This is a genomic window from Kitasatospora sp. NPDC004745, assembly GCF_042873275.1.
Classification (GTDB): domain Bacteria; phylum Actinomycetota; class Actinomycetes; order Streptomycetales; family Streptomycetaceae; genus Kitasatospora.
Map to the genome: position 1 here is coordinate 331,933 of NZ_JBIALK010000005.1, position 12,901 is coordinate 344,833.

Consider the following 12,901-nt stretch of genomic DNA (forward strand, 5'->3'; position numbering starts at 1 on the left):
GGCATGTTCTCCAGGGGCCCCGCCCCGGTTCCGTCCGAGGCCGACCGCCCGCACCCCCGAACCCCCGCACCCCCGAACCGAAGGAGAGCGCGCATGACGATCGCCATCCGACCGGGAAGCACCGTGATGTTCACCGGAGACTCCATCACCGACTGCCGACGCCGCGAGAGCGAGGACGGCCTCGGCTACGGTTACCCGCTGCTGGTCGCCGGAGCCTGGGGGCACCGGCACCCCGACCGCCCGGTGACCTGGCTGAACACCGCGAACGCGGGCGACAAGGTGATGGACCTGCAGGCCCGCTGGCGCAGGGACGTGCTCGACGCGCGCCCGGACGTGCTGTCGGTCCTGGTCGGGGTCAACGACATGGGCTGGCACACCTTCGACCCGAAGGGCTTCGTGATCCCGGCGGAGCGCTTCGAGGCGGACTACGACCGCCTCCTCGCACCGCTCGCCGAGGCGGGCACCCGGCTGATCCTCGTCGAACCGTTCCTGCTGCCGATCCGGGCCGTCGTCGAGGCCGGCGAGGGCCCCGGCGGAGGCGTCGTGCGGATCGGGGAGGAGCAGCGCGACGCGTGGCGCGCCGACCTGGACCCGAAGATCCAGGCCGTCCGCCGGCTCGCCCGCCGGTACGGCGCCCGTCTGCTCGCCGCCGACGGCATGTTCGCCGAACTCGCCACCACGACCGAGCCGGAGCACTGGGCCGCGGACGGCGTCCACCCGACGCCCGCGGGCCACGCCGCACTCGCGGAGGCCTGGCTGCGCCTGGTCGAGTGATCGGGCCCGGGCCCAGCCGCGGGCCTCTACGCTGGCGCCGGGCGCAGACCGCGCCCGGCGCCGGCGCGCGCAGACCCCGGGGGGCCCACGTGATACGCGTACACCACCGCACCTACACCCTGATCCCGTGGCCGTGGCGGGTCATCTCCTGGGCCCAGGCGCCCGAGGGGCTCGAGTTCACCCTGTACGACGTCGACGACCCGGTGCTGCGCGGCGTCGAGGTGCCCGGCACCCCGGAGGAGGCCGCCCGCTGGAAGACGGCCCACGACGCCTACCGGGCGTTGCTGCGCGAGGCCGAGGACGTCGTGCGCCACGCCCACGGCGTGCGCTGCAGGAGCGGCCTCATGGTGGACCTCCGCTCGGTGCGGCTGCGCCGCTACGACCTGATGCCCAACCGGAAGGCCCGCTCCCGGCGGCTGTTCGCCGAGTGCCTGACCCGGATGAGGGCCGCCGAGGAGGCCTACCGCCCGGTCCTCGAGGCGATCGAGGCCCGCCTCCCGCAACCCCCGGCGGACGCGGCCTGAGACCGGGGCCTGAGACCGGGGTCGGGACCCCTGCCGTTCAGACCCTGCAGCCGAAGAAGACCTGCACCTCCCGGATCAGGCCGTCCCGCACGGTGATCGCCTCGACGTTGCGGTACCGTCCGCCGTCGGCGAGCTCGTACTCGTACTGGACGAAGACGAGCTCCCCGTCGACGGGGGTGACGTGCAGCAGCCGCTGCTCCGTGAACCGGTCGGCGGTGGGGAAGCACTGCCGGAAGAACGCGGCCCTGTCGATGCGGTCGTCCTGCGGGCTGGTGAACGTGAAGTCGTCGGCGTACAGCGGCAGGGCGGCCTCCCGGTCCTGCGACCGGTAGCAGCGGAACGCCGCCTCGACGACGCTTGCGGGGCTGGCGTCCATACGATCTCCGTCTGTCGGGTGGGGCGGGTGGAGGAACGCCCCGCCGGGACGAGCGCCCGCGGCGGAGCAGGAGCCCCGGAGACCGAGCGCCCCCGGGGCGGACCCAGCAGAGGTACCTCGCCCGGCGCTCGGCAAACCCGCCGCCCGCGCCGGACGCGGGACCTCGGAACCGGGGCCCTGGGTGCCTCCGACGGACCACGCGGCACCGTGTCGGAGGCACCTGGCAGGATGCCGGTACCGGGCCGGCCGCACGGCCCGACCGGGTCCGGACGAAGGGGGCGCTGATGGCGGCCGAGGTGATCAGGTTCGCGGACCGCACGCAGAGCGTGACGGTGGAGCTGGAGGACAGGCCGGGCCGCGGACGCCGCGACGGCTGGCACGAGGCCGAGATCGTCATCAGGACCGGCTTCGTCACCGCACAGCTGCCACTGCTCCTCACCGGGGCCGACCTCGCGGACCTCGCCGACTTCCTGGCCACCCGCGCCGCGGCCGAGGAGAGCGGCGCCCTGCCGGGCGGCTCCGCCACCGACTGGCCCCAGGCCGGCCGCAGCGCCTACCTGCGGCTGTACGCCGCCGCCCCGTTCGTGGTGGAGATCCGGGACCCGGTGCAGAGCGGGGTCACGGTCAGCGTGCCGCTGCACCTTCGCGACGGCTGGGCCGCCCGCGCCGCCGCCCGGCTCGACGGACTGCGCACCGCGCTGAGCGGCTGAGACCGCGCCCGAGCGCCCGCCCGCGGGCCGCGGCCCCGCCGATGCGGCCGAGCTGCCTCACAGCGGGGTGAGGACGTCCTGGTGCGCGCCGTCGAGGACGAAGCCGTTGTCCCACCGGACCCGCACGGTCACCCGCCTGCCCCGCTCCCGGTGGGCGGCCCATTCCGGCTCCAGGACGGCGATCTGCGCCTCCAGCCGTTCCCGGCTCGCGGCCGGCATGGTGTGCCCGTAGTCCTCGAACAGCGACCTGAGCCGCTGGTACTCGAGGACCTCGTGGCTCTCCGGGAGTTCCCCGTCCACCCGCTCGACGGTGCCCTCGATCCCGGCGCCCAGCGACAGGAACCCGACGACGGCCCCGGTCTCGCCGCTCTCCCCGGCCTCCCCGGGGCCGGCGGCGAACGCCTCGCCGATCCCGATGTCCTCGGCCAGCCTGACGCGTCGGCCTTCCTCCAGGGTCATCCGTCCGCTGCCTCTCGATCGATGGGTCGTGCGCCGGCGCAGCCGGGCTGCGCCCCGCCATTATCCGCCAGGCGCACCACCCGGTCGGGCGATGGATCGCCTGGCATGTCCGCGGCCGGAAAATCGCAGGTCAAAAGGCCTTTTCCGGAGGGCGCAGGGGGTCTAGCATTCCCGTCACGGCAGCCCCTTCACCCCCTCGATCGGCTGCCGAGCAGACCGGCCGCGTCCCCCCCCATGACGGCCGGTGCCTCCCACAGCCGGGGCCCCGGGTTCTCCCCGTCCCCGCGGCCCCGGCTGGTCGGCGGTCACACCGAGGGGGCGTGCGCCGGCGCGAAGCCCCGCGCCCCTGCCCTCCGCTTCCCCCACCACCTCCCGCGGCCGTCGCCGTCGTCCCCCGGCCCCGGGCAGGTCCGCGGGTCAGCGCCCGGCCAGCCGACGGGAGGTGAGCCGGACCTCCGCGAGCTGGGCGGCGGTCAGCCGCCGCGCCTCCCAGATCACCGCGGCCACGTCCGCGGCCCGGGAGTGGAGCGGCGGCAGGTCGTCCGGCAGCCGGACACCGCCGAGCGCGGCGAGATCGCGGGCGGGGACGCCCAGCACGCCCGCGAAGCCGGCCACCAGCTCGGGGGTCGCCTCGACGGTCCCGCGCCCCACCCCGCCGATCGTGGCCGCGGACAGGTAGATCCGGCCGTCGGTCACCGCGTGCAGGGCCTTGGCCGTGTACATCCAGCCGAGGTTGCGGTTGTGCGCGAGCCCCAGCAGCGCCGAGCCGAACCCCGGTGCGTACCGGTGGTGCGGCCGGTCGATCCCGCCCCGCCCGTCCCGCGGTGCCAGGGGTCGGGCCCGGATCGCGTCGAGCAGCGGGCGCCGGTTCGCGGCGGGCATGGCCGCCGTGTCGTGGACGACGGTGCTGATCGACCAGTGCGGCTCGCGGCTGATCGGTGTCAGGTCGTCGGGCACCGGCAGGCCTGCCACTACGAAGAGGTCGGCGGCGTGCAGTCCGAGCACCGGCGCGAGGTCCCGGAGCAGCCGGGCCGCCGGCGGCCGCCCGTCGAGCACGGCCCGCACCTGCGCCGGGTCCGCGCCGGAGGCCGCCGGGAGGCCGGTGACGTCGAGGGCCCGGTGGTCCGTCAGGCGCGCCAGCAGGGCGCCGAATCCCGCTGTTCCCGTCATCCCGTCAGCCTACCGAGCCGCGCGGAGGCCCCCGGGGCGGAGCCGGGACGGTGCCCGCCCGGGCCGGCCCGCCCGGCGGGGACGCGCAGCCGGTGGGCCCGCCCGGGCCGGGACGGCTTTCGCTCAGCCGCCCAGGCGGACCGCGCGGCGTACGTCCTCGGCGTAGGCCGCGGGCTGTTCCCAGGCCGCGAAGTGGCCGCCGGCGGGGTGTTCCACGTAGTCGCGGACGTTCAGGAACGCCTCGGCGTAGCTGCGCGGCTCCGGTTTGAGGTCGTGCGCGAACACGGACAGGACGGTCGGTGTCTCGATCCGGGCGGGGAGGTCGACGGGTTCGGCGTACGTCGCGAAGGAGGTGCCGATCGTGCCGGTGACCCAGTAGGCGCTGACCCAGGTGAGGAGCTCGTCCGCGGTGAAGGCCGGCCCGTCGGACCAGGACTCCAGCTTCTCGACGATCCAGGCCGCGAGGCCGGCGGGGGAGTCGCCGAGGGCGACCGCGAGCGTGTTCGGCCGGGTCGACTGTTCCGCGATGTACCCGCCCTCCGTCCGGAACCACCGGGCCGAGCGGCGGAGGTGGTCCGCCGCGTCGGGTGCGAGCCGGGCCGGGTCCGCGGTGAGCGCGCGTTGCGGGGCGGTGTTGGTGAGGTGCAGGGCGGCCACCCGGTCGGGGTGGCGGGCCGCGAGGAGTTCCGCGACGGTGCCGCCCACGTCGCCGCCGGAGAGCGTGTACCGCGGGTGTCCGAGTTCCTCCAGCGCGTCGGCGACGATCCCGGCGATCCGGTCGGCCGACATGCCGGGCGTGGTCAGCGGGGCCGCGAAGGGGAAGCCCGGTAGCGCGGGAACCACCACGTGCAGGTCCGTGAGCAGCGGCAGGACGCGCTCGAACCGCAGCACCGAGTCAGGCCAGCCGTGCAGCAGCACGACCACGGGGGCTCCGGGATCCGTGGACCGCTGGTGGATCACGCGCAGTTCGGTGCCGCCCGCCCGCAGCGTCCGCCAGGGGAGTTCGTGGATGCGGCGCTCGTGGACGGCCCAGTCGTAGCCGTGCTCCCAGTGGGCGAGCAGTGCGTCGAGCCGGGTGCCGCCGATGCCACGTGTCGCGTCGTCGCTCCACGGGGTGGCGACGCGCCGCGTCCGGTGGAGCCGTTCCCTGATGTCGTCGGTCATGTGTATGAGCGTACACATCATGTGTATGCTCGTACACATGACTTTGCGCAACGCGACCGCCACCCGGCAGCGGATCCTGGAACACGCCAGGGGCCAGTTCGCCCGGCACGGGTACGCCGCCGTCACCGTCAAGGGCGTGGCCGATGCGGCGGGCGTGTCGCCGAACCTCATCACGCGGTACTTCGGCGGCAAGGACGGCTTGTTCCTGGCGGCGACCGAGGTGGGGATCCCGGTCCCCGACTCCTTCGACGGCGACCGGTCCGGGCTCGGCGAGCGCCTCGCGGCGAACATCGTCCGGCGCTGGTTCGGCGCCGCCGGGGAGGACCCGCTGCTCGTGCTGCACCGCGCCTCCGGTGAACGACCGGCGGCGGCGGAGGCGCTGGCCGCCTTCCTCGACGCCAACTCCCTGGAGCCGTTGCACCGTTACCTGCGTGACAGTGGTCTGGACGACGCGGAGGCGGGCCGCCGGGCCGCGGCGATCGACGCCTTCGTCCTCGGCGTTTCCACCCGCCGCCGGATCCTGCGCTCCGACCTCGGCGACCCCGACGACCTGCGGGCCTGGCTGGCTGCGGCCATCCAGCGCCTCGCCGACGGCTGAGGTCGCGGGCGCCGCGGGGGTTCCGCGGTCCGAGCGCCAGGCCCGGGCCCGGCCGAGTCCCGGCGGCCGCACCCCTCCGGCGCACCCCTCCGGCTGAATCCCTCCGACTGCGCCTCCCCGGCCGAACCCCTCCGGCCAACGCGCGGAGTCGATCGTATGAACATCATCTGAAGCGGCGTCATGGTGGGTGACGGCTCCCTAGGCTGCGGCCGTCCGCCCCGATCACTCCAGCCCGAGAGACCCCACCATGCTCATCCTGTCCCTGCTGCTCCTGGCCGTCGGCATCAGCCTGCTCATCCTGCGGTGGCGCAGGATCGGCTCCTGGCCGGTCGCCCTCGGCGGCATCCTCACCGGCGTCCTCGGGCTGCTGCTGGGGCTCACGACCTTCGTGCACGTGGTCGAGCCGACCGAGGTCGCGGTGCCCACCAGCCTCGGCAAGGTCGGCCGCACCTGGCAGCCCGGGCTCCACTTCAAGTCGCCGCTGACCGACGTGACCACCTTCTCGACCCGCCCCGCCGACCTCGACCTGACCGGTGACTCCACCGTCGAGGTCCGCTCCTCCGAGGGCGGCGTGCTGTACGCCGACCTCACCGTCAAGTGGTCGATCGACCCGGAGCACACCGCGGAGCTGTTCCGGCTGGCCGGCAGTGCCGAGGCCGTCCAGCAGCGCCTGGTCTACCCGGACAGCCGGGAGATCGTCCGCAACGTCTTCGCCCGCCACACCAGCGTCGAGGGCTACTCCTCCCAGCGGGAGGCGATCAGCTCCGAGATCGACAAGCTGATCACCGCCCGGCTGGCCCCGCGCGGCATCCTCGTCAACGGCGTCAACCTGCGCAACGTCCGCCCGAGCGACGGCCTGCAGAAGGCCATCGACCAGAAGATCCAGCAGGACCAGGCCACCGCCCAGGCGGAGGCGGCCGTGCGCACGGCCAAGGCCGAGGCCGACAAGCGCAAGATCGAGGCGGACAGCACCGCCGCCGCCAACGCCGCGATCGCCAACTCGCTCACCGACAAGATCCTGCTGAGCCAGTGCATCGACGCCTTCAAGGCCGCGGCCGAGAAGAACCCCGTCTACGCTAGCCCCTGCGGAGCCAACGGCACGCCCGTCATCGTGGACGGCACCAAGCGCTGAGCGGCGTGCGCCGGACCGGACGGGCTCGCAGCCCGGTGCCCGTCCGGTCCGGCGGTCCGACCGTCAGCGGGCCCGGTGCTCGGCGGCCGAGGCCTGCTCCTGCAGCAGCGCGGATATCTGGTTGACGTCGTCGAAGATCCCGATGAAGCTCGGGATGTCCGGGCTGGCCGCGCCGGTGACACCGATGTAGAAGAGGTGCAGGCAGCCGTCGTCGGTCTGCAGGTAGCCGGCCTCCTCCTGGGCGCCGACCGCGATCTGCTGGTTGAGCTCGTCGATCCCCAGGGTGGTGCCCGGCTTGGCGAAGACCTTGCCCTTGGCCGGGCAGTCGGTGGTGCAGGAGATGCCGTTGCTGCCGTCGACCCCCAGGATCGGCAGGGACAGCCGGAAGGCGTCCGCGTCGGGGGTGCCGAGCCAGTAGGCCAGGAGCTGGTCCAGGCCGATCGGGGTGGCCCGGTTCGATGCCACGCCGCCGCGCCCGTCGGCGAGCTGGAACTGCTTGGGGTCGACGTGCGCGACGTCGGTGAGGAAGCCGTGCTCGATCCCGAAGGCGTCGAAGCAGTTGCGGCTGCCCTGGACGACGGCCATGTTGCACAGGGCCAGGTTGGCGCCGAGGTTGTGGCTGACCTTCAGGATCAGCTTGGCGTACTGGCTGTACGGCGGGGAGACGTACGCCGCCACCTGCGGGTCGCCGGTGTAGTCGGCGGGCAGGGCGTCCTGCGGGTTGGGGCCGGTCGGCTCGGCGGTGACGGTGACGCCGGCGCGGGCGAGCGCCTCGATCAGCGCGGTGCGGGCGAAGGCGTTCGGGTCCTGGATGTTCGAGACCCGCAGCAGGGGCTGGGCGTCTGCGGCGATCGTGCCGGAGAGGGCGATCCGGGTGCCGTCGGGGGAGGCGGAGACCTGGACGTCGGTCGGGCCGCCGGCCTCCACCGTCCGGACGGTGGAGCTGACCTGGTACGGCGCCACCTGCGGGCGCCACATCAGCTGGGCGGGTTGCCCGGCGGCCGTCGGGGTGGTGAGCAGGTCGATGAGGTTGTCGTTGATGATCAGCGGGGTGGGCTGCGGGTCCAGCGCCGGGGGAGTGAACATCCGGGGGTCGACGATCACGTCGCCGTCGACCCGGGTGATGCCCGCGTCGTGCACCTGCCGGGCGATCTGGTTCAGCCCGGCGAGCGGGTTCTCGGGGGTGAGGCCGGCGCCGGGCAGGCCGGCCTCGGATCGTCGGTCTCATGCGTTCCGCCGTTTCTGGGGTCGTGGAACCCCGGGTCGAGGAGGCGGCCCCGGGCTGTCGGACCGGGCCCGACGCCGGCCCGCGGCCCGCGGCGCGCGGGCCGCAGGCCCCGGGCACGGACGCCGGGGCGCTCACGGCGGAATCGTAGGGACGCCGGAGTCGTGGTCCGGGCTGTCCGGGGCACGGTGACGGCGTGTGGGCCGAACATCATCCGGTCGGACGATCGCCGCGGGTGCTCGTGGGGTCACCGGTCAGGGTGCACTCCGGCGGCGCACCGCGCGTTCGGCGGGGCCGCGAACGGATCACGCCCTAGCGTGACCCGGGACCGATCCGGGCGGGACCGCCGTCGGGATCCAGGCCCTACGGAGACATCGTGACCACGACCGCCGGCCTCGCCGCGCTCACCGGGGACTACGTCCTCGACCCCACCCACACCCGGATCGGCTTCGTCGCCCGCCACGCCATGGTGACCAAGGTCCGCGGTGCGTTCCACCAGTTCGAGGGCACGGCCCACCTGGACGGCTCCGACCCGTCCCGCTCGACCGGCCAGGTGGTGATCAAGGCCGAGAGCATCGACACCGGAGTCGAACAGCGCGACCAGCACCTGCGCACCAACGACTTCCTCGACGCCCCCGCCTTCCCCGACATCACCTTCCGCAGCACCGCGGTCGAGCGGCACTCGGACACCGAGTACCGGGTCACCGGCGACCTCACCATCAAGGACGTCACCCGCCCGGTCTCCATCGACTTCGAGTACACGGGCAACGCCGTCGACCCGTACGGCAACCTGCGGGTCGGCCTGGAGGGCTCGGTGACCATCTCCCGCAAGGAGTTCGGGGTGACCTGGAACGCGGCCCTGGAGGGCGGCGGCGTCCTGGTCGGCGACAAGGTCGTCCTGGAGTTCGACATCTCCGCGATCAAGCAGGGCTGACGGCGCGGGCGGCGCTCCGCGGCACGGACCCCGCCGTCCGGGCCGCACGCCGCTCCGTCACCCCCGGCGGGGGAGTCCGGCACCGACCGGCCTCCCCCGCCGCGCTCTCCCCGGCCCCGCCGCCGCTACAGGTCGAAGGCCGCCACCACCGGTGAGTGGTCGGAGGGCCTGTCGTGCGGCGCGGCCGGCCGGGCCTCCAGGACGTTGGGCAGCTTGCCGCCACCGGTGGACACCGTCCGGAACCCCGCCAGCAACGAGTGGCTGATCAGGACGTGGTCGATGAGCTCGTGCTGGCCCTCGAAGACGCGGGAGAACCCGCCCTGTTCGAGGATCCTGGGGGCGAGGTTCCACAGGCGCTCGGCGTCGCCGCGGTCGGGGCGGTCGAAGCCGCCGGTGCCCAGCTGGGAGCCGGGCGGCCCGTAGAGGATCTGGGTGGTGGCGGCCTGCCACTCGTCGTTGAGGTCGCCCAGCACGACGACGTCGTGGGTCCGGCCGTCGCCCTGGAGCAGCTCGTCGGCCAGGGCGCGCACGGTGACGGCCTCGGCGGTGCGGCGGAAGAGCGCGTAGGCCTCGTAGCGGGCCCGCAGGCGCTCGTCGGCGGTGCTGTGCTGCCCGTCGGGGAAGGTCAGCAGCTTCGACTTGAGATGGCAGACGGCCACCTGGAGGCTCCGGCCCGGGGCGGGTTCCACCCGTACGGCCAGGGCGCCCCGACCCATCTCGCCGGTCTCGTTGCCGGGCACGCCGTCGTCCTCGACCTGGACGGGGCGGAGGTGGCCGGGGAAGTCCTTGCGCTGCCGGACGTCCAGCAGGGGGAAGCGGCTGATGACGCCGACCCGGATGCCGCGCGGGTCGGGGTGGTCCGACAGGGCGGTGTGCCAGGTGCCCGGCAGCTGGGCCACCAGGTCGTCCAGCGGCTCCTGGCCGCCCACCTCCTGCACCCCCAGCAGGTCCGGGCCGATCTCGGTGATGACGCCGGCCAGGGCCTCGACCTTGGCGTCGTACGTCGCCTGGTCCTTGGCCGCGCACGTGCCCGCGCCGGGCGGGCTGCCGGCCGGCAGGGGGCGGCAGAAGTTCTCCAGGTTCCAGGTCCCGATGATCGTGCTCATGGCCGCTCCCGGCAGGTTCTCGGTCAGCACCGCGCCGACCCGTCCCCGCCGTTATCCCCTCGGCCGCGGCCGGCCCCGGACGACGCGCCGGGCGCCGCCGTCCCGTTCACCCGCAGGCAGGCGCCGCGGAGCATCCCTGGTCCGGAGCGGGGCGTTCCGCGGGCGGCCCGCGCCGGAGCCCCGCCGCGCGCACGACGTACGATCGCGGTCGGCGACCACTCGGAGGGGGACGGGCCATGAGCACGATCGGGGTCTACCTGGCGCATCCGCGGCCGGGCAGTTTCAACCACGCGCTGTACGAGGCGGTGGTGGACGAACTGCGGGGGCGCGGCTGCGAGGTGCGGGCCCACGACCTCCACGCGGAGGGCTTCCCGCCGCTGCTGACCGCCGAGGAGACCGGCACGGTGGACGCGGCGGACCCGTCCGCCGACCCCGTGCTCGCCCTGCACCGGGCCGAGGTGGCCACCCTGGACGGCCTCGTGCTGATCCACCCCAACTGGTGGGGCATGCCGCCCGCCGTCCTGGTCGGCTGGGTGCAGCGGGTGCTGGCCCCCGGCGTCGCCTACAAGCTCGGCACGGCCGACGGCGAACCGGCCGGGCTCCTGCGGGCCGGGCGGGCCCTGGTGCTGAACACCTCGGACACGCCCGAGGCCCGGGAGCGCGACGAGTTCGGCGACCCGCTCGAGCGGGTGTGGGCGGCCTGCGTGCTGCCGTACGTCGGCGTCACCGACGTCCGGCGGACGGTGTTCCGCACCGTCACCGACGCGCCCGCCGCCGAACGCGCCGACTGGCTCCGCCAGGCGCGCGAGCAGGCCGCCGCCCTGATCGGCTGACGCCCCGCCCGGCGGGCGCCGCCGCTCCGGGCCGGGGCGGCGGTCAGCCGCGCACGTGCAGGCCGAAGCCCGTGCGGCCCGCGGGCTCCAGGCCCTCCTTCAGGTGCAGCGAGGGGATCTCGTAGTCGCCGAAGTTCTGCGGCCGGTACGCGATCGGCTCGGTCGACTCCAGGGTGAGCAACCGCTGCTCCCAGGCCCCGGCGACGGCCGGGTAGTCCTCGTCGGTGATCCGGTCGGCGCCGTACACGACGAACGGCGGCAGCACCTCGATGCCCGGGTAGTAGAGGATGCCGTGCTGGAACGGGAACAGCAGGTCGTCGACGGGGCCGTTGATCCCGCGGGCGCCGTAGTGGGACTGCGGGCCGCCGACGGTCACCGACAGCAGGGCCCGCCGGCCCGCGAGGGTGCCCTCGCCGAAGCGCTCGCCGTACTTGGTGGCGCTGTGTTCGCCGACGCCGTACGCGAAGCGGTAGGTGAACACCCGGTCCACCCAGCCCTTGAGGATCGCGGGCATCGTGTACCACCACAGCGGGAACTGGAAGACGATCGTGTCGGCCCAGAGCAGCTTCTCCTGCTCGGCGCGGACGTCCGGGCCGAGCGTTCCCCGCTCGAAGGCCCGGCCGGAGTCCAGCGGGACCTTCAAGGGGTTCGAGGCTTCGGGGCCGTAGTCCGCGGCGTCCACCACCGCCTTCCAGTTCATGGCGTACAGGTCGCTGACGCGCACCTCGTGCCCGGCGGTCTCCAGGGTGGACACCGCGAGGTCCTTCAGCGAGCCGTTGAGCGACTTCGGCTCGGGGTGGGCGTGGACGATCAGCGTCTTCACGGGAACTCCTTCGGATCGGATGCCCCGATTCTGGGCGCCCCGCGGCCCGGTGTTCAGGGCCGCGACTTCCGTAGGACCGGACTTCCTGGTACTGGCAGGACCACCCTCACGGGGCGCGGCCGCCGCCATACTCGGGGCATGGACGATCTTGCGGGTTTCCTTCGGACGAGGCGTTCCCGGGTCGACCCGGCGGTCGTCGGCATCCCCGTCGACAGCCGCCGCCGGGTGGAGGGGCTGCGCCGCGAGGAGGTCGCGCACCTGTCCGGAGTGAGCGTGGACTACTACGTGCGCCTGGAGCAGGGCCGCGCGACCCAGCCGTCCGAGCAGGTCCTCGACGCGCTGGCCCGGGTCCTCGACCTCGACGAGACCGAGCGCGACCACCTCCACCGGCTGGCCCGGCAGCGCCGCCGCCGGGCCAGGACGCCGGGCGGCCGGGTCCGTCCGGAGCTGCTGCGCGTGCTCAACCTGGTCACCGGCGCACCCGCGCTGATCATGGACCACCGCCTGGACGCCCTCGCCGGGAACCGGCTCGCCGGGCTCCTCTTCGGCCGACCGATGCCGGGCCTCAACATCGCCCGGCACATCTTCCTCGACGAGGCGGAGCACGGTCTCTACGCGGACTGGGAGAACTGCACCCTCGACGTGGTGGGGCACCTGCGCCTGGCCGTCGGCAAGTACCCCGACGACCCCCGCCTGGCCTCGCTCGTCGGCGAGCTGGCCATGGGCAGCGAGCGCTTCCGCCGCCTCTGGGCCCGCGCCGACGTGCGGGCCCGCACCCACGGGCGAAAGGCGTACCGGCACCCGCTGGTCGGTCTGCTGGAACTGCACCAGGAGAACTTCACGCTCCCGGACGAGTCGGGCATGGAGGTGGTGGTGCTGTCCGCGCCCCCCGGGAGCCCCGCCGAGGACGGGCTCCGCCTCCTCGACCGCCTCGGCACGGACGACGACACCCCTCCCGCCGCGGCACCCGCAGACCCCGCCCCCGTCGCCGCCCCCGTCGCCGAGCCCCGCGACCAGGTCTGACCGGCCCCGCGACCGGGTCCGACCGGCCGGGACCCGTGGTCGGTGGACGG

General features: G+C 74.4%; 15 protein-coding genes. 8 read left to right on the forward strand and 7 right to left on the reverse strand.

The features are described from left to right. Nucleotides 1-93 precede the first annotated feature (93 nt). The gene (locus ACFYUY_RS12755; RefSeq protein WP_387900396.1) at nucleotides 94-774 is read left to right on the forward strand and encodes an SGNH/GDSL hydrolase family protein; all 681 of its coding nucleotides are present in this window, start codon (nucleotides 94-96) and stop codon (nucleotides 772-774) included. Between the two features lie 89 nt (nucleotides 775-863). Continuing rightward, nucleotides 864-1,298, forward strand: a complete 435-nt coding sequence (locus ACFYUY_RS12760) for a hypothetical protein (RefSeq protein WP_360215769.1) — start codon at nucleotides 864-866, stop codon at nucleotides 1,296-1,298. A gap of 37 nt (nucleotides 1,299-1,335) precedes the next feature. Here ACFYUY_RS12760 and ACFYUY_RS12765 read toward each other — a convergent pair whose 3' ends face one another. Beyond that, nucleotides 1,336-1,674 carry a nuclear transport factor 2 family protein gene (locus ACFYUY_RS12765; RefSeq protein ID WP_387900398.1) on the reverse strand — a complete coding sequence of 113 codons (339 nt, stop codon included), beginning with the start codon at nucleotides 1,672-1,674 and terminating at the stop codon, nucleotides 1,336-1,338. A gap of 284 nt (nucleotides 1,675-1,958) precedes the next feature. Here ACFYUY_RS12765 and ACFYUY_RS12770 point away from each other — a divergent pair, with 284 nt between their 5' ends. Beyond that, nucleotides 1,959-2,384 carry a DUF5959 family protein gene (locus ACFYUY_RS12770; RefSeq protein ID WP_387900400.1) on the forward strand — a complete coding sequence of 142 codons (426 nt, stop codon included), beginning with the start codon at nucleotides 1,959-1,961 and terminating at the stop codon, nucleotides 2,382-2,384. A 57-nt stretch (nucleotides 2,385-2,441) separates the two neighbouring features. On the opposite strand, the gene ACFYUY_RS12775 is transcribed toward ACFYUY_RS12770, so the two are convergent. The 3 genes from ACFYUY_RS12775 to ACFYUY_RS12785 form a co-directional block, all read right to left on the reverse strand. Continuing rightward, the gene (locus ACFYUY_RS12775; RefSeq protein WP_387900402.1) at nucleotides 2,442-2,843 is read right to left on the reverse strand and encodes a hypothetical protein; all 402 of its coding nucleotides are present in this window, start codon (nucleotides 2,841-2,843) and stop codon (nucleotides 2,442-2,444) included. A 417-nt stretch (nucleotides 2,844-3,260) separates the two neighbouring features. After that, on the reverse strand, nucleotides 3,261-4,013 hold the full coding sequence (locus ACFYUY_RS12780) for a hypothetical protein (RefSeq protein WP_387900404.1): 753 nt from the start codon (nucleotides 4,011-4,013) through the stop codon (nucleotides 3,261-3,263). Nucleotides 4,014-4,136: 123 nt separating this feature from the next. Beyond that, nucleotides 4,137-5,177, reverse strand: coding sequence for an epoxide hydrolase family protein (locus tag ACFYUY_RS12785; protein WP_387900405.1), 1,041 nt, complete (start codon nucleotides 5,175-5,177; stop codon nucleotides 4,137-4,139). Nucleotides 5,178-5,214: 37 nt separating this feature from the next. Between ACFYUY_RS12785 and ACFYUY_RS12790 the strand changes: the two genes are divergently transcribed. Together ACFYUY_RS12790 and ACFYUY_RS12795 are read left to right on the forward strand one after the other, a co-directional pair. Continuing rightward, a complete protein-coding gene (locus ACFYUY_RS12790; protein WP_387900407.1) occupies nucleotides 5,215-5,775 on the forward strand; it encodes a TetR/AcrR family transcriptional regulator in 561 nt (186 codons plus the stop codon). Between the two features lie 247 nt (nucleotides 5,776-6,022). Then, complete coding sequence (locus tag ACFYUY_RS12795; RefSeq protein WP_360215754.1) at nucleotides 6,023-6,907, forward strand: prohibitin family protein; 885 nt, start codon at nucleotides 6,023-6,025, stop codon at nucleotides 6,905-6,907. Between the two features lie 63 nt (nucleotides 6,908-6,970). On the opposite strand, the gene ACFYUY_RS12800 is transcribed toward ACFYUY_RS12795, so the two are convergent. Beyond that, nucleotides 6,971-8,110 (reverse strand): D-alanyl-D-alanine carboxypeptidase, encoded by a 1,140-nt coding sequence (locus ACFYUY_RS12800; protein ID WP_387900484.1) that lies wholly within the window; start codon nucleotides 8,108-8,110, stop codon nucleotides 6,971-6,973. Nucleotides 8,111-8,508: 398 nt separating this feature from the next. Here ACFYUY_RS12800 and ACFYUY_RS12805 point away from each other — a divergent pair, with 398 nt between their 5' ends. Further along, nucleotides 8,509-9,066: a YceI family protein gene (locus tag ACFYUY_RS12805; protein ID WP_360215751.1), complete on the forward strand. Its 558-nt coding sequence runs from the start codon at nucleotides 8,509-8,511 to the stop codon at nucleotides 9,064-9,066. 125 nt (nucleotides 9,067-9,191) lie between these two features. On the opposite strand, the gene ACFYUY_RS12810 is transcribed toward ACFYUY_RS12805, so the two are convergent. Next, a complete protein-coding gene (locus ACFYUY_RS12810) occupies nucleotides 9,192-10,172 on the reverse strand; it encodes an endonuclease/exonuclease/phosphatase family protein (RefSeq protein WP_387900409.1) in 981 nt (326 codons plus the stop codon). 236 nt (nucleotides 10,173-10,408) lie between these two features. Here ACFYUY_RS12810 and ACFYUY_RS12815 point away from each other — a divergent pair, with 236 nt between their 5' ends. Then, nucleotides 10,409-11,005 carry an NAD(P)H-dependent oxidoreductase gene (locus ACFYUY_RS12815; protein ID WP_360215745.1) on the forward strand — a complete coding sequence of 199 codons (597 nt, stop codon included), beginning with the start codon at nucleotides 10,409-10,411 and terminating at the stop codon, nucleotides 11,003-11,005. A 43-nt stretch (nucleotides 11,006-11,048) separates the two neighbouring features. On the opposite strand, the gene ACFYUY_RS12820 is transcribed toward ACFYUY_RS12815, so the two are convergent. Then, nucleotides 11,049-11,828: an NAD(P)H-dependent oxidoreductase gene (locus tag ACFYUY_RS12820; RefSeq protein WP_360215742.1), complete on the reverse strand. Its 780-nt coding sequence runs from the start codon at nucleotides 11,826-11,828 to the stop codon at nucleotides 11,049-11,051. 138 nt (nucleotides 11,829-11,966) lie between these two features. Here ACFYUY_RS12820 and ACFYUY_RS12825 point away from each other — a divergent pair, with 138 nt between their 5' ends. Further along, nucleotides 11,967-12,851, forward strand: a complete 885-nt coding sequence (locus tag ACFYUY_RS12825; RefSeq protein ID WP_387900412.1) for a helix-turn-helix transcriptional regulator — start codon at nucleotides 11,967-11,969, stop codon at nucleotides 12,849-12,851. Nucleotides 12,852-12,901: the final 50 nt, after the last annotated feature.

Bases quoted from the DNA above. Each gene is read 5' to 3' on its own strand.
- ACFYUY_RS12755 (WP_387900396.1), top strand. From the start codon at position 94: ATGACGATCGCCATCCGACCGGGAAGCACCGTGATGTTCACCGGAGAC.
- ACFYUY_RS12765 (WP_387900398.1), bottom strand. From the start codon at position 1,674: ATGGACGCCAGCCCCGCAAGCGTCGTCGAGGCGGCGTTCCGCTGCTAC.
- ACFYUY_RS12770 (WP_387900400.1), top strand. From the start codon at position 1,959: ATGGCGGCCGAGGTGATCAGGTTCGCGGACCGCACGCAGAGCGTGACG.
- ACFYUY_RS12775 (WP_387900402.1), bottom strand. From the start codon at position 2,843: ATGACCCTGGAGGAAGGCCGACGCGTCAGGCTGGCCGAGGACATCGGG.
- ACFYUY_RS12780 (WP_387900404.1), bottom strand. From the start codon at position 4,013: ATGACGGGAACAGCGGGATTCGGCGCCCTGCTGGCGCGCCTGACGGAC.
- ACFYUY_RS12785 (WP_387900405.1), bottom strand. From the start codon at position 5,177: ATGACCGACGACATCAGGGAACGGCTCCACCGGACGCGGCGCGTCGCC.
- ACFYUY_RS12790 (WP_387900407.1), top strand. From the start codon at position 5,215: ATGACTTTGCGCAACGCGACCGCCACCCGGCAGCGGATCCTGGAACAC.
- ACFYUY_RS12795 (WP_360215754.1), top strand. From the start codon at position 6,023: ATGCTCATCCTGTCCCTGCTGCTCCTGGCCGTCGGCATCAGCCTGCTC.
- ACFYUY_RS12810 (WP_387900409.1), bottom strand. From the start codon at position 10,172: ATGAGCACGATCATCGGGACCTGGAACCTGGAGAACTTCTGCCGCCCC.
- ACFYUY_RS12815 (WP_360215745.1), top strand. From the start codon at position 10,409: ATGAGCACGATCGGGGTCTACCTGGCGCATCCGCGGCCGGGCAGTTTC.
- ACFYUY_RS12825 (WP_387900412.1), top strand. From the start codon at position 11,967: ATGGACGATCTTGCGGGTTTCCTTCGGACGAGGCGTTCCCGGGTCGAC.